This window comes from Rhizobacter sp. P5_A1 (genome assembly GCF_056400745.1).
This window is the reverse complement of the sequence record NZ_JBFUKR010000001.1, coordinates 299,089-316,722: the sequence shown is the minus strand read 5'-3', so window position 1 is coordinate 316,722 and position 17,634 is coordinate 299,089. Positions and strand designations below refer to the sequence as shown.

Annotated in this window: 16 protein-coding genes; 11 read left to right on the top strand and 5 right to left on the bottom strand. The window is 70.8% G+C overall.

Going from position 1 to position 17,634, the window contains the following annotated elements:
* Positions 1-13: 13 nt before the first annotated feature.
* A complete protein-coding gene (locus AC1DTW_RS01520; RefSeq protein ID WP_477978387.1) occupies positions 14-979 on the bottom strand; it encodes a threonine/serine dehydratase in 966 nt (321 codons plus the stop codon).
* Between the two features lie 92 nt (positions 980-1,071).
* Between AC1DTW_RS01520 and gnd the strand changes: the two genes are divergently transcribed.
* The 4 genes from gnd (at position 1,072) to AC1DTW_RS01500 (ending at position 3,410) form a co-directional block, all read left to right on the top strand.
* Positions 1,072-2,088, top strand: coding sequence for a phosphogluconate dehydrogenase (NAD(+)-dependent, decarboxylating) (gnd, locus tag AC1DTW_RS01515; RefSeq protein ID WP_477978385.1), 1,017 nt, complete (start codon positions 1,072-1,074; stop codon positions 2,086-2,088).
* A 6-nt stretch (positions 2,089-2,094) separates the two neighbouring features.
* A complete protein-coding gene (locus tag AC1DTW_RS01510) occupies positions 2,095-2,259 on the top strand; it encodes a hypothetical protein (RefSeq protein ID WP_477978383.1) in 165 nt (54 codons plus the stop codon).
* 2 nt (positions 2,260-2,261) lie between these two features.
* A complete protein-coding gene (locus AC1DTW_RS01505; RefSeq protein WP_477978381.1) occupies positions 2,262-2,720 on the top strand; it encodes a TA system VapC family ribonuclease toxin in 459 nt (152 codons plus the stop codon).
* Positions 2,721-2,876: 156 nt separating this feature from the next.
* Positions 2,877-3,410, top strand: a complete 534-nt coding sequence (locus AC1DTW_RS01500) for a hypothetical protein (protein WP_477978379.1) — start codon at positions 2,877-2,879, stop codon at positions 3,408-3,410.
* 15 nt (positions 3,411-3,425) lie between these two features.
* Here AC1DTW_RS01500 and AC1DTW_RS01495 read toward each other — a convergent pair whose 3' ends face one another.
* From AC1DTW_RS01495 to AC1DTW_RS01485, 3 genes are all read right to left on the bottom strand, one after another.
* Positions 3,426-6,326 (bottom strand): ATP-binding protein, encoded by a 2,901-nt coding sequence (locus AC1DTW_RS01495; protein WP_477978377.1) that lies wholly within the window; start codon positions 6,324-6,326, stop codon positions 3,426-3,428.
* Between the two features lie 28 nt (positions 6,327-6,354).
* Complete coding sequence (locus AC1DTW_RS01490) at positions 6,355-8,148, bottom strand: zinc ribbon domain-containing protein (RefSeq protein WP_477978375.1); 1,794 nt, start codon at positions 8,146-8,148, stop codon at positions 6,355-6,357.
* 62 nt (positions 8,149-8,210) lie between these two features.
* The gene (locus tag AC1DTW_RS01485) at positions 8,211-9,011 is read right to left on the bottom strand and encodes a helix-turn-helix transcriptional regulator (protein WP_477978373.1); all 801 of its coding nucleotides are present in this window, start codon (positions 9,009-9,011) and stop codon (positions 8,211-8,213) included.
* 151 nt (positions 9,012-9,162) lie between these two features.
* Here AC1DTW_RS01485 and AC1DTW_RS01480 point away from each other — a divergent pair, with 151 nt between their 5' ends.
* Both AC1DTW_RS01480 and AC1DTW_RS01475 read left to right on the top strand, forming a co-directional pair.
* A complete protein-coding gene (locus tag AC1DTW_RS01480) occupies positions 9,163-9,993 on the top strand; it encodes a phytanoyl-CoA dioxygenase family protein (protein ID WP_477978371.1) in 831 nt (276 codons plus the stop codon).
* A gap of 44 nt (positions 9,994-10,037) precedes the next feature.
* Positions 10,038-11,198, top strand: coding sequence for an ABC transporter substrate-binding protein (locus tag AC1DTW_RS01475; RefSeq protein ID WP_477978369.1), 1,161 nt, complete (start codon positions 10,038-10,040; stop codon positions 11,196-11,198).
* A 23-nt stretch (positions 11,199-11,221) separates the two neighbouring features.
* Here AC1DTW_RS01475 and AC1DTW_RS01470 read toward each other — a convergent pair whose 3' ends face one another.
* Entirely contained in the window at positions 11,222-12,340 is a 1,119-nt protein-coding gene (locus AC1DTW_RS01470; RefSeq protein WP_477978367.1) for a saccharopine dehydrogenase family protein, read from the bottom strand.
* A 122-nt stretch (positions 12,341-12,462) separates the two neighbouring features.
* On the opposite strand from AC1DTW_RS01470, the gene AC1DTW_RS01465 reads away from it, so the two are divergent.
* The 5 genes from AC1DTW_RS01465 to AC1DTW_RS01445 all read left to right on the top strand — a co-directional run bounded on the left by AC1DTW_RS01465 (position 12,463) and on the right by AC1DTW_RS01445 (position 17,634).
* Positions 12,463-12,903, top strand: a complete 441-nt coding sequence (locus AC1DTW_RS01465; protein WP_477978365.1) for an Lrp/AsnC family transcriptional regulator — start codon at positions 12,463-12,465, stop codon at positions 12,901-12,903.
* A gap of 35 nt (positions 12,904-12,938) precedes the next feature.
* The gene (locus AC1DTW_RS01460; RefSeq protein WP_477978363.1) at positions 12,939-13,580 is read left to right on the top strand and encodes a dioxygenase family protein; all 642 of its coding nucleotides are present in this window, start codon (positions 12,939-12,941) and stop codon (positions 13,578-13,580) included.
* Between the two features lie 48 nt (positions 13,581-13,628).
* On the top strand, positions 13,629-14,048 hold the full coding sequence (locus AC1DTW_RS01455; RefSeq protein WP_477978361.1) for a DsrE family protein: 420 nt from the start codon (positions 13,629-13,631) through the stop codon (positions 14,046-14,048).
* A gap of 101 nt (positions 14,049-14,149) precedes the next feature.
* The gene (locus AC1DTW_RS01450; RefSeq protein ID WP_477978360.1) at positions 14,150-15,520 is read left to right on the top strand and encodes a cyclic di-GMP phosphodiesterase; all 1,371 of its coding nucleotides are present in this window, start codon (positions 14,150-14,152) and stop codon (positions 15,518-15,520) included.
* 8 nt (positions 15,521-15,528) lie between these two features.
* Positions 15,529-17,634: a putative bifunctional diguanylate cyclase/phosphodiesterase gene (locus AC1DTW_RS01445; RefSeq protein ID WP_477978358.1), complete on the top strand. Its 2,106-nt coding sequence runs from the start codon at positions 15,529-15,531 to the stop codon at positions 17,632-17,634.

Sequence of the window (17,634 nt, the reverse complement as noted above, 5' to 3'; positions counted from 1 at the left end):
GTCGCCCTCGCGTTCAAGCCGCGTCGGCCAGCGTCGTCGGATCGACGTTCGCGCCGCAGATGACCAGCACGACGCGCTCGCCGGCCCGCGGCCGCACGACACCGCTCTGCAGCGCTGCGAGCGGCAGCGCCGCGGCCGGCTCGACCGCGAGCTTCAGCTCGTCCCACAGGAAGCGCTGCGCCGCGCGAATCGCATCGTCGCGCAGCAGCTCGGCTTGCGCGACGTGCTGCTGCGCGATCGTCCAGGCGATGGCGCCGACGCGCCGTGCGCCGAGCGAATCGGCCGCGATGCCGCCGACCTGCACGTCGACCGGCGCACCGGCCGCCCGGGCGCGGTACAGCGTCGGTGCGAGCTCGGGTTCGAGCGCGATGACACGGCTGCGGCCGGCGAACCAGGCCGCGATGCCGGCGACCAGCCCGCCGCCGCCGACGCTGACCAGCACCGAATCAGGCGCCTGGCCCTGCGCCGCGAGCTGGGCTTCGAACTCGCGCGCCAGCGTGCCGGCGCCGGCGACGACCTCGGGCTGATCGTAGGCATGCGTCATCAGCGCGCCGGTCTCGCGCTGGCGTGCCTCGCAGGCCTGCAGCGCCTCGGCGTAGACCTCGCCGGCGATCACGACCTCGGCGCCGAGCGCGCTGAGCCGCGCGCGCTTCGCCGGCGAAATCACGCTCGGCACGAACACCTCGGCCGGCACGCCGAGCGCGCGCGCCGCGAGCGCGGTCGCGATGCCGGCGTTGCCGCCCGATGCGACGATCACGCCGGTCGCGGGAAGCGTGTTCGACAGCAGCCGGTTGAACATCCCGCGTGCCTTGAAAGTGCCCGAGCGCTGCAGCTGCTCGAGCTTCAACCAGACCTCGAACGCAGGCGTGTCGGCCGGCAATCCGAGCGCAGTGCTCGGCAATCGCCACAGCGGGGTCTCGCGGACATGCGGTGCGATGCGCAGCGCGGCGGCTTCGATGTCGTCGGCGGTGATGCTCATGGTTCGGCGTGGTGTGGAGGGGCTCGCGCGAGTATCGCGCGAGCGCACTACGATGCGTGATCCGCGCCGCGGGCGCGTCTCTGGAGCGATGCATGCAACTCGGGATGATCGGCCTCGGCCGCATGGGCGCGAACATGGTGCGCCGCCTGATGAAGGGCGGTCACGAGTGCGTGGTGTTCGATCGGGCGCCGGCGGCGGTGCAGGCGCTGGTGCAGGAAGGCGCGACCGGCGCTGCTTCGTATGCGGACCAGCTGGCCCGGCTCGCGAAGCCGCGCGTGCTCTGGCTGATGGTGCCCGCCGCGGTCGTCGACGCGACGATCGCCGAGCTGCTGCCGCTGCTCGATGCAGGCGACATCCTGATCGACGGCGGCAACTCGTACTACGTCGACGACATCCGCCGCGCCCAGGCGCTCGGCGCGAAGCAGCTGCACTATGTCGACGTCGGTACCAGCGGCGGCGTCTGGGGCGCCGAGCGCGGCTACTGCATGATGATCGGCGGCGAGGCGGCCGTCGTGAAGCGCCTCGACCCGATCTTCGCGACGCTCGCGCCCGGCATCGGCGAGATCGCGCGCACGCCAGGACGCGACGGCAGTGGCAGCGCCGACCACGGTTACCTGCATTGCGGCGCGAACGGCGCGGGGCACTTCGTCAAGATGGTCCACAACGGCATCGAGTACGGGATGATGGCCGCGTACGCCGAGGGCCTCGCGATCCTGCGCGGCGCGAACGTCGGCAGCGATACGCACGCGGTCGATGCCGAGACCACGCCGATGCGCGACCCGGCGCACTACCGCTACGACATGCCGCTGCCCGAGATCGCCGAGGTCTGGCGCCGCGGCAGCGTGATCGCGTCGTGGCTGCTCGACCTGACCGCGAACGCGCTGAACGAAGACCCGCAGCTCGCGAAGTTCGGCGGCCGCGTCTCCGATTCGGGCGAGGGCCGCTGGACCATCCAGGCCGCGATCGACGAGGCCGTGCCGGCGCCGGTGCTGACCGCGGCGCTCTACGCGCGCTTCAGTTCGCGCGGCGAGGCGGAGTTTCAGAACCGCCTGCTCAGCGCGATGCGGTTCCAGTTCGGCGGGCATGTCGAGAAGCCGCATGGGAGTTGAGGTCAGGTGCTTTCCGAGTTGGCGCGCCGTGCGCTGACGCAGGCCCCGGCGCCGGCCGGTGCGGTCGCGCGTGAGCCGAAGGCGGTGCACGGCTTCCGGCCGTTCGCATCGCGCGGTGCGGTCGTCACCAACGCGCTGATCGAGAAGCTGCGCGACGAGGGCGAATACTGACCATGGCCGCGCGCGCCGCCAGGCCCGCCGAGCGTCGGGCGCTGCTCGGCGTCAACGTGCTGATCGCGCTGCTCGACGCCGACCACCTGCATCACGCGCGCGCCAGCGCATGGTTGAGCGAGAACATCGCCGCCGGCTGGGCCTCGTGCGCGATCACACAGAACGGCTGCGTGCGCATCATGTCGCAGCCCGGCTACCCGAACGCGCTGCCGACCGCGCAGGTCGCGCAGCGGCTGCGCGACGCGACCGACACGGCTTTTCATCATTTCGTGCCCGGCGACCTGAGCCTGCTCGACGCCGAGTACTTCGATGCGACGCAGCTGCTCGGCCATCGCCAGGTGACCGACGCCTACCTGCTCGGCCTGGCCGTCCGGCACGGCCTGCGGTTCGTGACCTTCGATGGCGGTGTCCCGCGGCGGGTCGTGCGCGGCTTGGCGGCGGAGCATGTGGTCGTGCTTTGAGCGTTCGGGCCCCACGGCGGAATCCTCAATCGAGATGACCGCCGCGATCCGTGGGGCTCGACAGGTTTGACGGGCCTGCGCATCATCGGGCGAGCCCGTTGACATGTCGGTTCGACCCGAATCGTCGCGACGTGGCCGTCACCAGGGAGATGCGAGATGAGCCGACTGACGCAGCTGTGGGTCATCGTGGCGGCGAGTGCAGCGGCCGCGGGGTGTGCGACGACCGAGCCGGGCAAGCCCGGGCGACGCGAGATGCCGAGTGCGAGCGCGCCGGCGCCGGTGCCTGCCGCGTGCGATGGCCACGTGCTGCAGGTCAAGATCAAGGACATCACCGCCACGTCGGCCGGCGGCATCACGATCAAGGTCCCACGCAAGGTCCAGATCGGCGGGAGCAAGGCCGGTGCCAACTGGACATTGGAAACCTCTGGCTATGTCTTCGTGCCGACCGGCGTGGTCATCGAATCCGGGTCGCCCCCGACTGCGTCGTTTTCGAACGGGAGCGATCAATACGGCCTGTGCTTCGAGTCCACCACCGCCCACGCGGAGTGGAAGTACTCGGTCCTCTTCAAGAAGATCGGCGACTCGGTGATTTGGTACTGCGATCCGACGATCGTCAACTTCGACTCTATCGTCGTGTCGCCGCTGGACGATGACCCGTTGGCCTGCACGCCGCTGAAGCCAACGCGTTGACCGGCGCCTTCGCCTTCACGCGAGCGCGCGGAACAACTCCCGCGTGCGGCACAAGGCCTGGCCGAACTCGGATTCGGGGTCGACTTCCGCCAGTTCGGCCGAGAGCGCCGTGGCCTGCGCCAGCGCCGTTTCAGCGCCCGGGATATTCGCGGCACGGTGCTCCAACTCGGCGCGGTTGCACAGCAGGATGCCGAGGCTGACCCGGTCGGATGCCGCGCGCAACAGCGCCTCCCCCAGGTCCAGGCAGGCGCGAGCTGGCTCGAAACGTTCCTGTCGAGCATGGAGCAGGCCCAGATAAGTCAGAACCTGGCCCTCGGAGCGGCGGTCGCCGAGCTCGCGGGCGATGGCCAGCGCGGCTTCGTGGTGCTCGGCGGCCGCCATCGGCTGATCGAGCGCCTCGGCGACCAGCCCGAGGTTGCATTGCACAACCCACAGCAGGCGGGCATGGCCCAGCTCGCGCGCGGTGTCGAGCGCCGCGCCGAGCTCGATTTGCGCTTCGCTCGTGCGCCCTTGGTCGAAGTGCAGCAGCCCCAGGTTGCAGCGGGCGTTCGCCTCCCACTGTCGATCGCCGAGTTCCCGAGCGATCAGTATCGCTTTGGCATACAGCGGCCACGCTTCGGCGCGCCGGCCTTGGGTCGCATGAAACTGCGCGAGATTGCCGGCCGAGCCGCCCTCCCAGCGACGATCGCCTGCGCGCTGAGCGAGCTGCAGCGCCGCCTCGTAGTGCGCGCGCGCCTCGGGAATCCGACCCAGCGATTCGCAGAACGATGCGATGCCGTTCAGGGCCGCACACTCCTGCGACGGATTGCCTGCGGCGCGAGCCGCCGTCAGCGCGTTCGCGTAAGACTCGGTCGCAAGCTCGATTTGCCCGGCACCTGCCTGCAGCATCGCCAGCGCTAGCAGAGCCCGCCCCTGGAGGTCGGGGTTTGCGATCGCCCGCGCGCCCGCTTCGGCGGTAGCCAGGTGGCGCTGTGCTTCGACGGCCATCCCGCACAGGTGCAGTGACAGGCCGGCGACGAGGTCCACCTCTACCCGGTGCGCGCCGTGCAAGCCCGGCACTTGCCGAACGGCCTCGGCGAGCGTTGCACCGAGGCGAAACGGCCCGCGCATGCGCAGCGGGCCCCAGGTGCCGAGCAACGCGCTCGCAGCGATGTCGGGATCGCCGCGAGCCACCGCACGTCGGCATGCGACGACGAGGTTGTCGAGCTCGACGCAGGCGTTTGCCATTGCGCGCTGCGGCCCCAGCGCCGCGAAGTACGTGCCGTGCCGCTGTTCGGCCTGCGCGCGCGCGGCCGGCCCGCTGCCGGCGTACCGGCCCTCGGTCTGGAGGTGCTCGGCCGCGTACTCGCGAACGCTTTCGAGCAGGTCGAAGCGATCTTCGGCGACCCGCCGCACGAAGCTCTTGTCGACGAGCCAGTTCACCGCATCGACGGCCCACGGCGCGCGATCGTGGGCCGAGAGGTCGAGCACCGCTTCGGCGGCTTCGAGCGTGAACCCACCCTTGAACACAGAAAGCTGCGCGAGCGCGGACTTCTCCGGTTCGCTGAGCAGCTCCCAGGACCAGTCGAAGGCCGCGCGCAAGGTGGCCTGTCGGTCGTGCCGGCCGGCTCGCGACCACAGCACGCTGAAGCGCTCGTGCATGCGTTCGAGCAGGGCGCGCGGCCGCATCACGCGCACGCGCGCGGCGGCGAGTTCGATCGCGAGCGGCAGCCCGTCGAGCACCTTGACGAGCTGCTCGATCGCCGCGCGGTCGTCGGCGTTCGGCGCGTAGCCCTGGCTCGCCGATTCGGCACGGCGCAGGAACAGCGCGGCCGCATCGGCGCCGGGCAGCGGCGCCAGCGCCAGCGTCTGCTCGCCGACCACGCCCAGCACCTCGCGCGTCGTCACGATGAACTGCGCCCGCGGCGCGCGATCGAGCCAGCGGCCGAGCGTCTCTTCGGCGTGACGCGCGACCTGCTCGAAGTTGTCGAGGATCACCAGGCACCTGCCGCGCCCCGCGATCGCGTGGGCGAGCTGCACGACCGGGTCGGTCTTGCCGAGCGGCACGTCCAGCCCCTGCGCGACCGCGAAGTGGATGCCGTCGAGCGTGCGCGCCTGCGACAGATCGCAGAACCACACGCCGCCGGGATAGTCGCCGAGCCAGGTCCACGCGAAGCGCGTCACGAGCCGCGTCTTGCCGGTGCCGCCCATGCCGAGCACCGAGACGAGCCGCGCGCCGTCTTCGAACTTGCGCGCGAGCAGCTGCAGCGGCTCCTGGCGGCCGACGAAGGAGTCGCGCTCGGCCGGCACGCTGTGCCGGACCTCGCGCATCGGCTGCCACAGCTCCCCCTGGCGCATCACGCGGTAGACCTTCGCGCCGTCGGGCGGCGTGACGAACGGTGCACCGCCTTCGCCGATCTCGAACAGCTCGACCGGCTCGGCCACGCCCTGCATGCGCCAGTGGCCGTGCGACTGCACGCGCGCCGACCCTGCGGCGACGAGCCCGAGCGCGACTCGCGCATCGGCGCTCAGCAGCGTCTGCCCGCCGAGCGCGACCGACATCACGCGCGCCGCGATCGGCAGCGCGAGCCCGTCGACCTCGACCGGCTTGGCGCCACGCGCGACGTCGGCGGCCGGGTTCGGGCGCAGCGTCACCGGGCCGACGTGGATGCCGGCGCGCGCCTTGATCGGCAGATCGCGCGCCGCGAGCGCGCGGTGGTAGGCGAGCGCGTAGCCGGCCGCGTCGGCGACGCTGTCGAACAGCAGCAGCATGCCGTCGGTCTTGTCGATCTCGCGGCCGCGCCAGACCGGCAGCAGGTCGCGGGCGATCCGGTCGTGCGCGGTCCACAGCGCGGCCATCGCGGCATCGCCGAGTTCCTCGGTCAGGCGGGTGCTGTCGACGACGTCGGTCAGCAGCAGCGCTTGCAGGGTCGGCATGGCATCGCCCGAACGTGGCGGGAAGGCTTCAATGCCCGAGCGGTGCCGCGCAGTTCGCGCAGAAGCGCGCGCCGGGCGGCGCCTCGGTGCCGCAGGCGCTGCAGAAGCGCTTCGCGGTCGGTGAGACGCCGGCGACCGACGCGATCGCCGCCGCCGCGTGCAGGTGCTGCTGCACCTGCGCGGCCGCGCCCGCGCCCTCGATCGCCGGCTGCATCGCACGTTCGCCGGCGTTCAACGCGGCGATGCGCGCCTGGTCTTCATGGCTGAACGGCGCGACCAGCACGCTCTGGCCGCGCGCGAACGCGCTCAGGTCGGCGGCGAGAGCGCGCGCCTCCTGGTCGGTCGAGAACATCGCGGTGACCTGGCGCGCGGCGTCCTTGCCGAACACGACCGACTCGATGCGCGCGCGCCAGATGCGCAGCGTCATCGATTCGGTGCGGATCACATCGTTCTCGGTGTTCATCCGGCTCGAGAAGTTGTTGCCGGTGCCGATGCGCGAGGTCTGGTAGGTGCCGACCATCTCGACCCAGGTCAGCACCGATTCGAAGTTGAACCGGCCCCACAGCCGCGCGGCGGCCTGGAAGCAGAACGCGGCGACGACCGCGAGGATCGCCGAGGTGCCGATCAGCGAGAAGCGGTTGTCGAGCCATGGCGCGGTGACGTCGAACTGGCGCACGAACACGAGCGCCATCGCGACCGCGGCGACCACGAGCAGCGTGGCGTACAGGTCGAGCAGCAGCAGCGCGCGATGGCGCGGTTCGGCGAGCGCGGCCTGCACGCTCGGTGGCTTGGTGCCGGCGGCCGGCAGCGGCTGGCTCTCCTCGAACAGCTCGCCGGCGAAGCTGCCGCTCGGTGTCGCGGCGTTCGTCGCCGGTTCGATGCGCGCGTAGCGCCGGTTCGGGATCGCCTCGGTCCACGACGATTGCATCAGCCGGTCGAGCTCGTCCATCAGGCTGCCCGGCGGCGCGTTCATCGAGAGGCGGCTTTGCTCGACGCTGGCGCGCGTCTGCGGCGCGCTGTCGACCTGCGCGAGGATCGCGACGACCGCGCCGCCGCAGGCGATCAGCGCGCCGATCAGCATCACGAAGGTCTGCACCGTGGTCTCGAAACCGTGCAGCGACGGCAGCCGGCCGCCGACGAGCCCGATTGCGACCGGCGCCAGGATCGCCGCGGCGATCAGCCCGAGCAGCGTGACGCGCGAGAATTTCGCGCGATCGCCCGAGACGACCGGCTTGAGCAGCACGAAGATGCCGAACCCGAAGTACAGCAGGCCGATCCACGGCCGCGTGACCGCGTTGCCGAACAGCAGCCACGAAACCAGAAAGCTCGCCAGCGTCGCGACGATCGCCGCGAGGTTGAACACGTAGCGCTGCGCCTGCAGCTGCACCTCGCGCGGCGCGGTGATCAGCTTCGGCACCCAGTGGTAGAGCATGCCTTCGACGGCGCCCTGCGGCTCGGGGTAGGTCAGACCGCCCTGGCGCAGCAGTTCCTTGACGGCGTCGGAGGCCTTCGAGCTGCCGCTCGCGCCGACCGGCAGATCGGGTGCGAGCGAGGCCGGGCGGCCGCGGCCGAAGAAGAAGCGCATCCGGCGCGCCGAGGTCGCGGCGCAGACGAGGCCGGCGGCGATCATCGCGAGGCCCGCGATCAGCGGCGCGGCGGCCAGTCGCAACGCGTTGTCCTGCATCGCGTTGCGGGCCCAGAACAGCGCGGTGACGCCGCCGAGCGCCAGCACCGCGGCGCACAGCCACAGCAGGCGGTTCTGCAGCTGGTACGGGTTCGGCAACTCGAGGAGTTTCGACTCCGAGCTGTAGTCGTACGACATCGACCCACCCCCTGCGCCTTGTTTGGTTCTGTTGCGCAGTTTAGTGGTCGCTCACCGGCGTTTCACGCCGCGTCGTGTAACGCGAGTCCGAACAGCTGGTTGCGATGCTGAATGCCGAGCCGCTCGAAGGCGCGGTTGCGATAGGTCTTGACGGTGGTGGTCGAGAGCCGAAGGTCGGCTGCGATGCCTTCGAAGGTCCAGCCGCGCAGCAGACGCTCGCAGACCTCGCGCTCGCGCCGCGTCAGCGCCGGGCAGCGCTGCTGCAGCCGCAGCGCGGGGGCGAGCGGCCGGTCCAGTTCGAGGTGGCGCTGCACGACCGCGAGCAGCGCGCCGGCCAGTTCGAGCATGGTGTCGAGCTCGGCCGCATCGAAGCGCGGCTGGGCGCGGTGGCGGTACAGGTTCACCGCGAGCAGCGCGCGGTCGCCGACGCTGCCGCGCTCGGCGCTGACGATCGAGAGCCGCTCGCTCAGCGAGTGCGCGGTGTAGATCTGCTCGCGGTGCACGCTGCCGAAATCATCGGCCACGCAGTGCGTCATCACCGCGCCGCCCGCCGCGCGATCGGCCTGGTCGCAGGCCTGCGCGAAATGCGTGTCGCCCCGGTACACGCCGTTGCGGTAGATGCGCCAGCAGTCGAGCGCGATGTCGGGCACCGCGTGGCTGGCCTGCGCGCACAGGCGCGGCGGCCGATCGGCGCCGAGGCCATCCAGGCGATAGATCGTCCACCAGGCCACCGGCAGCGCGCGGTTCAGCGTGCCGAGCGCGCGCGTCGCGAAGTCGTCGCGGGCGATGCAGCCGATCAGCGCAGCGGCCGTGTCGTGCGGCGTGCTGCGGGCGATGGCGGGCGGGACGGACCAGACCTGCATGGTGTGTTTTCCTGGGAGGCTGCCGATCGTCCGTCGGCGCCGGCGCCGCGGCAACCCGGGGGAACGCGCAGCCGCTGTCGTCTTCGCGGAGGACAGACACCCGCCCGTCCGCAACCTACGCTGCAGCCACACCACGACCGGAGACTCGCCGATGAACGCCCACCCGCTCGCGCCCATCACCGACGCCGAAGTCGACGCCTTCTGGCGCGACGGCGTGATCTGCCTGCGCGGCCTGTTCGATGCCGATTGGATCGCCCACATGCGCGACGCCGTCGAAGACGATCTCGCGCACCCCGGCCCGCTGGCGCGCGAATATGCGACGCGCGAAGGCCAGCGCTTTCTCGGCGACATCGGCGCGTGGGCGGTCAAGCCGGGGCTGCGCCGCTACGTCGAGGAATCGCCGGCGGCCGAGATCGCCGCGCGCATGCTGAAGAGCGGCAAGGTCAACTTCCTGTACGACCAGCTGTTCGTCAAGGAACCCGGCACCGCGGCGATCACGCCCTGGCACCAGGACGGGCCGTACTGGCCGGTGCGCGGCGAGCAGATCCTGTCGATCTGGCTCGCGCTCGACGATGTGACCGTCGAGTCCAGTGGCGTCGAGTATGTCAAGGGCTCGCACCGCTGGGGGCGCGAATTCCGCCCGATCCATTTCGGCGGCGATACCGAGGCCTACCGGATGCTGCCGGGCGAGACGCTGCCCGACATCGACGCGCTGCGCCATCGCCCCGACAGCGGCCTCGAGATCGTCAACTGGGACATGCGGGCCGGCGACTGCCTGCTGCACCACAGCATGACGGTGCACGGGGCGCCGGGCAACGCGAGCTCGACGCGCCGCCGCCGCGCCTACGCGACGCGCTGGACCGGCGACGACGTGGTCTACGCGCCGCGCGACGGGCAGGCCGCGATCACGATCGAGCCGCCGACGATCCAGCCCGGAGAGCCGATCGACTGCGCGGTGTTTCCGCGCCTCTGGCCGCGCTGACGCGGCCTTCGAACGACGCCAACACAACGACCCGGAGACAACCGATGACCCGCATCAACCCACTCGCCCGGCGTGTGCTGGCGCTCGCGGCCGGCCTGGGCCTGGCCGCCGCCGCGCAGGCCGACGTCAACATCGGCGTGATCCTCTCGCTGACCGGCCCGGGCGCCTCGCTCGGCATCCCGGCGGAGAACACGATCAAGCTCTGGCCCACCGAGCTCGGCGGGCAGAAGATCAACCTGTTCGTGCTGAACGACGCGACCGACACGACGATCGCCACGAAGAACGCGACCAAGCTGATCACCGAGGAGAAGGTCGATGTCATCGTCGGGCCGTCGATCACGCCGACCTCGCTGGCGGTGATCGACGTCGCGGCGCGCTCCGGTGTGCCGGTGATCTCGCTCGCCGGCGGCGGCGCGATCGTCGAACCGCAGGACGGGCCGCGCCGCTGGGCCTTCAAGATGGCGCCGACCGAGACGATCTCGATCAACGCGGTGCTCGATCACATGGCGCGCCACAAGGCCACCAGCCTGGCGACGATCGGCTTCGCGACGAGCTACGGCGAAGGGTTCCTGAAGGCGATCGAGCGCCTCGCGCCGGCCCGCGGCGTGAAGATCGTCGCGAGCGAGAAGTACGCGCAGACCGACACCAGCGCAACCTCTCAGGTGCTCAAGCTGATGGCCGCGAACCCCGACGCGGTCTACATCTTCGCGTCCGGTACGCCGGGCGCGCTGCCGCAGGTCGAGCTGGCCCGGCGCGGCTACAAGGGGCTGGTCTACCAAACCCAGGGTGTCGCGAACGCCGACTTCCTGCGCATCGGCGGCAAGGAGCTGGATGGCAGCTTCATGACGGTCGCGCCGGTGCTCGTGGCAGACCAGCTGCCCGACGTCAATCCGGTGAAGGCGCCCGGCGTCGACTACGTGAAGCGCTACGAGGCCAAGTACGGCGCCGGTTCACGCTCGCTGTTCGGCGCGACCGCGTGGGACGCGCAACTCTGGCTCGGCGCGGCGATCCCGGTCGCGCTGAAGAAGGGCGCGCCGGGCAGCGCGGAGTTTCGCCTGGCGTTGCGCGACGCGCTCGAGGGCCTGAAGGAGTTCGTCGGCGCGCAGGGCGTGTTCAACCTCAGCGCCACCGACCACAACGGCGTCGACGCGCGCAGCCAGGTGATGGTGAAGGTCGAGGGCGGCCAGTGGAAGCTGGTGCGCTGAGCACCGGCCGCTGAAGCGCGGCTTCAGGCCGCGTGCGCGAGCTCGTCCATCGCGTAGACGCGACCGAAGCGGTTGCCGAGGAAGGCCGCCAGGGACACGTCCTCCTGGCGCACGAAGCCGGCCTGCGGCAGCGCACCGGCCACCAGCATGTCGAGCATCGCGCACAGGCTCGACGCGGTCGTGATCTGGATCGCACTGCGCATCTTGCCGGCGAGCACGTGGCTGTAGATCTTGCGCGCGTAGGTCTCCTGCTGCAGCCGGCCCTCGCGCTGGCCGGCGACCGTGACGAAGACGATCACGACGTCCTGCATCGTGGTGGGCAGGGCCCGCTCGAGGATGTCTTTCAGCACGTCGCGCCGGTCCTTCAAGCGCAGGTCGTGCAGCAGCGCCTTCATGATCGCGGCGTGGCCGGGGTAGCGGATCGTGCGGTAGTTCAGCGTGCGCACCTTGCCGGCCAGCGTCTCGCACAGCGTGCCGAGGCCGCCGCTGGTGTTGAAGGCCTCGTACAGCACGCCGTCGAGCGAGAACTCCTCGCGCTCCTCGAGCGCGGGCACCGCGCAGGGGCGGCCGTCGACGATCGCCTCGCAGGGCTCGCAGTACTCGTTGATGACGCCCTCGGTGCTCCAGGTCAGGTTGTAGTTCAGCGCGTTGCTCGGGTAGGCGGGCAGCGCGCCGACGCGCATGCGCACCGAATCGAGTGCGTCGAACTGGCGTGCCAGGTCGGCGGCAACGATCGAGATGAAGCCCGGCGCCAGCCCGCACTGCGGGATGAACGTGGTGCCGGCGCCCTGCGCCAGCGCGCGGATCGCGTGGGTGCTGGCCACGTCCTCGGTCAGGTCGAGGTAGTGCACGCCGGCCTCGCGCGCGGCGCGGGCGACCTGCAGGGTCAGGTGGAAGGGCGCCGCGCTGAGCACTGCGAAGCGGCCGGCCAGTGCCGCGCGCAACTGCGCGGGGTCGTTGACGTCGAGCACCAGCGTCGACAGGCGCGCCGACTTGTGCGGGTCGGCCTCGATCTGCGCGAGCAGCGCGGCCGAGCGGTCGGCGATCGTGACGCGGTAGCCGCGCTCTTCGGGCGTGTCGACGAGCAGGTCGGCGACCACCGAACCGATCTTGCCGCCACCGATGACGAGGATGTTGTGCATGGCTGTTCCTTGGCTGGATCCGCGAATGGATGAATTTTCGGCCCCGAGATTGCAGATTGCATCGACCAACGCGACGATAGAGCGTGCATAGATCGGCGATTCGACGACTTATACTGGGCTAAATGACGAACGACGCGCTCGATGCCACCGACGTCGCGCTGCTCGCGCTGCTGCGCGACGACGCCCGCACGCCGGTCGCCGAGCTCGCGCGCAAGCTGCAGCTCTCGCGCACGACCGTGCAAAGCCGCATCGAGCGGCTCGAGCGCCGGCTCGTGATCGCCGGCTACACGGTCGTCGTGCCCGACGCGCTCGAAGCCGGCCTCGTGCGCGCCCATGTGCTGATCACGCTCGCACCGAAGCGCAGCGGCGCGATCGAGGTCGCGCTGCGCAAGATCCCGGAGGTGCGCGTGCTGCATTCGGTCAGCGGCCCGTTCGACCTGATCGCGATCGTCGCGGCCGCGTCGATCGGTGAACTCGATGGGCTGATCGACCGCATCGGCGGGCTCGACGGCGTCGAGCGCACGACCTCGGCGATCGTGCTGTCGACGCGGATCCAGCGGTAGCCGTCGGGGGGCGATCGGCGCAGAATCCTCCGAGGATGAAGGCGCTTTCGTCACTGGCTGCGACCCGCCGCGAAGCCCTGGGCTGCATCGCGCTGGTCGCGCTGCCGGCGCTGCTGACCGGCAGGGCGGCGCGCGCGGCCGAAGCCCGGCGGTTGACGCCGGCGCAGACCGAAGGCCCGTTCTACCCGGTCGACCTGCCGGCGGACACCGATTTCGACCTGCTGCGCCAGGGCGACTTGCGCTACGCGCGCGGCCAGGCGAGCTGGCTCGAAGGGACGGTCGTCGATCCCGACGGCCGGCCGGTCGCCGGTGCGAGCGTCGAGATCTGGCAGTGCGATGCCGACGGGCACTATCGCCATCCGCGCGACGGCGGGCACTCCGACCCGGCGTTCCAGTCCTTCGGGCGCGTCGCGGTCGATGCGCAGGGGCGCTATCGCTTCCACACGATCCGTCCGGTGGCCTACAGCGGCCGCACGCCGCACATCCACCTGAAGGTCAGGTTGGCGCAGCGCACGCTGCTGACGACGCAGGTCTACGTCGCGGGCGATCCCGGCAACGCGCGCGATGCCCTCTGGCGCAGCCTGCGCGACCCGCTCGATCAGGCCGCGCTGACACTGCCGTTCGAGCCCTCGGCCGATGGGCTGCGGGCGCAGTTCGAGATCGTCGTCGCGGCCTGAGCGGGCGCGAGACTCATCGCTTCACCGACCGCCACCGAAAGGCCCGCCATGCGCCGCTCGTTCCTCGCCCTTGCCGTCGCCGTTTCGATCTGGCCGCTGTGCGCGACCGCGCAGGACGCGGCGAAGCCGATGCGCGTCGTCGTGCAGGTCAGCGAGGCCGACCCGGCGCGCTGGAACCTGGCGCTGAACAACGTCAAGAACCTGCAGGAGGACCTGGGCGCCGGCAAGGTCAGCGTCGAGATCGTCGCCTATGGCCCCGGCATCGGCATGCTGAAGTTCGATGCGCCGACGAATTCGCGCATCTCCGAGGCGATCCAGGCCGGCGTGACGATCGATGCCTGCGAGAACACGATGCGCAACCAGAAGCTGGTGCGTGCCGACATGCACCCGGGCATCGGCTACGTGCCCGCCGGCGTCGTGCAGATCGTCAGGCGCCAGCAGGAAGGCTGGGCCTACCTGCGGCCCTGACGACGCCGGCGGCAGCCGCCCGGCCCGCCGAACTCAAGTCGGCCCGCGCCCCGCCGATATCCCGGCAGGCCCCGTGTGCCCATTGCGCACGCGCCTTTCCGATGAAAACAGTCACTGCGAAGGAACTGATCGAAGTCGACGACCTGCGCGTCGGCATGTTCGTGCACCTCGACATGGGCTGGATGTCGCATCCGTTCCCGCTCGGCAGCTTCAAGATCGCCAGCGACGAGCAGGTCGCGACGATCCGCTCGCTCGGCGTGCAGCGCGTGCGCTGGAGCCCGACGCAAAGCGACGCGCTGCCGCCGGTCGAGCCGACCGGCTGGACCCGGCCCGGCGCGCTCGACCCCGATCCGGCCGATGCGGCCGAGGTCGCTGCCGCGGCCGGCGCCGACGCGCCCGCCAGCACGATCACGCCGACCGAGACCTTCCCCGGCGCGCTGCACGAATCGCCCGAGGCGGCGGCGCGCCACGCCCACAAGCGCGCACTCGCCGGCCAACGCGCCGCGCTGCAGCTGTGCGAGCGGCAGTTCGCCGAGGCCGCGCACGATTGCAAGCAGCTGACCGACCTGGTGCCGAACAAGCCGGTCGAGGCGCGCCTGCAGGCCGAGCAGCTGTCGCGCGCGCTGGTCGGCAAGATGCTCGGCGAGCAGGAGCTGTGCATCCGGCTGCTGTCGGATGCCGCCGGCGACAAGGCCTCGATGCACGCGCTGAACGTGACGATCATCTCGCTGCTGATGGGCCGCACGTTCAACCTGTCGGAGGCCGACATGCTCGACCTCGGCGTCGGCGCGATGCTGCACGACATCGGCAAGCTCGACCTGCCCGATCGCGTGCGCCACCGCGAAGATCATTTCAGCGGCTCCGAGATGCGCTTCTACGAGGAGCACGTTGCGCACGGCGTCAGCCACGCGCGCAAGATGGGCCTCGCGGCCGGCGCGACGCTGGTGATCGCGCAGCACCACGAGCATGCCGACGGCAGCGGCTTTCCGCTGCGCCTGAACACCGACCGCATGACCGCGGCGGCGCGCATCGTCTCGCTGGTGAACCGCTACGACAACCTGTGCAATCCGAACATCGCGGCCCGGGCGCTGACGCCGCACGAATCGCTCTCGCTGCTGTTCGCGCAGGGCAAGACCAAGTTCGACACCGCGATCCTCGGCGCCTTCATCCGCATGATGGGCGTGTACCCGGCCGGCTCGACGGTGCAGCTGACCGACGACCGCTATGCGATGGTCGTCGCCGTCAACTCGAGTCGGCCGCTGAAGCCGCGCGTGCTGGTGCACGAGCCGAAGGTGCCGCGCGACGAAGCGCTGATCGTCGACCTCGAGGCGACGCAGGGCATCGGCATCCGGCGCAGCATCAAGCCGGCACAACTGCCGGTGACTTCGCTCGAATACCTCGCGCCACGCCCGCGCGTGGCCTACTTCTTCGAGTCGCTGGAACCCGCACGCGATGCGGCGCTGGCGGCCTGAGCAGCGACGTGAACCGCGATCCGTTGCTGAGCGCGCCGCCTGCGCCTGCGAGCGAGGCGCTCGCGACCTGGGCGCGCCTGATCGAGGCGATGCTCGACGCGGTCTGGCTCGTCGATGCGCGCGAGCTGCGCGTCGTCGCCGCGAATCACGCGGCCGGTGAGCTGATGGCGATGACGCCGGCCGAGTTGATCGGCAAGGACGTGCTCGAGCTCGCCGCGACGCCGGAAGACCTGTGCTTCTGGGGCGAGGTCTCGCAAGGACTGGTCGACCAGATCGAATCCGACACGCTGGTGACGAGCGCCGCCGGCGTGACGCGCGCGGTGACGCGCCGCGTCAGCCGCATCGACCACGGGGCGGGCGCAGGCAAGGCCGCGTTCTTCGTCGTCGTGTTGCATGATCGCAGCGCACAGGTGCGCACCGAGCGCGAGCTCGAAGCCGCGGTTGCCGACCTGCGCGCGACGCTCGAATCGACGCAGGACGGCATCCTCGTCACCGATCTCTCCGGCCGCATCCGCAACTTCAACCAGCGCTTCGCGGGCCTGTGGCAGATCCCGCCCGAACTGCTCGGCCGGCACGAAGACGACGCGGTGCTCGAGTGGATGCGCCGCAGCGTCACCGACCCCTCGGCCTACATGCGACGCCTCGCCGCGATCGACGACGCGACGATGCTGCAGGCGAGCGATGTGCTGCGCCTGCACTCGGGCACCGTGATCGAGCGCGTGACGATGCCGCAGTGCATGCGCGGCCGGCCGATCGGGCGTGTCTACTCGTTCCGCGACATCACCGAGAAGCTCGAGGCGAGTCGGCGCATCGAGACGCTCTCGTACACCGACGCGCTGACCGGCCTGCCGAACCGGCGCCTGCTGACCGACCGGATCGAGGTCGCGCTCGCGCAGGCCAAGCGCGACGGCACGCCGTTCGCGCTGCTGTTCCTGAACCTGGATCGCTTCAACCACATCAACGAGACCCTCGGCCGCATCTTCGGCGATCGGGTGCTGCTCGACGTGGCCGACCGCATCAAGGGCTGCGTGCGCCAGGTCGACACCGTCGCGCGGCTCGGCGGCGACGAGTTCGTCGTGTTGGCGAACCAGGCCGACGATCACGGCGCCGAGACGGCCGCATGGCGCGTGATCGACGCGCTGAAGCAGCCGTTCACGCAAGGCGGCATGAGCTTCACGGTGACCGCCAGCATTGGCATCTCGCTGTACCCGAACGACGGCACCGGCATCGACGAACTCGTGCGCCGCGCCGATGCGGCGATGCGCGATGTCAAGCTCGCCGGGCGTGCCGGCTTTCGCTTCCACCGGCCGCGCCCCGAGAGCGACGACGACCACTCGCGCTCGCGCATGAAGCTCGACCACGCGATGCGCCTCGCGCTCGCGCAGGAGCGGTTCCGGCTGCACTATCAGCCGCAGGTCGATCTGCGCAGCGGCGCGGTGACGGGCGCCGAGGCGCTGATCCGCTGGCGCGACCCGGAGCTCGGCGAGATCGCGCCGGGCGAATTCATCCCGGTCGCCGAGGAGAGCGGCTTCATCGTCGAGATCGGCGACTGGGTGCTGAAGCGCGCGGTCGCGCAGGCGGCGGATTGGGTCGCGCGGGGCCTCGGCGTGACGGTGTCGGTGAACGTCTCGGCACTGCAGTTCCAGCAGCCGGGCTTCGTCGACGGCGTTGCCGCGGTGCTGCACGAGGCGCAGCTCGCGCCCCAATGGCTCGAGCTCGAACTGACCGAATCGATCCTGATCCAGGACGCGCAGGACGCGATGCTGCGCCTGAACGCGCTGGCGCAGCTCGGCGTCAGCCTCGCGATCGACGACTTCGGCACCGGCTATTCGAGCCTCGCGTACCTGAAGCGCGTGCCGGTCGGGCGGCTGAAGATCGACCGCAGCTTCGTCAGCGGGCTGCCGGCGGAAGAAAGCGACGTCGCGATCGTGCAGGCGATCATCCAGATGGGGCGCGCGCTGCGGCTGCAGATCGTGGCCGAGGGTGTCGAGACCGACGCGCAGCGGCAGTTCCTGCAAGCGGCCGGCTGCGACCTGTTCCAGGGCTACCTGTACGCGCCGGCGCTCGATGCCGCGGCGTTCGAGGCCCGCGTCGGTGGAACCGGCAGCCTCTGA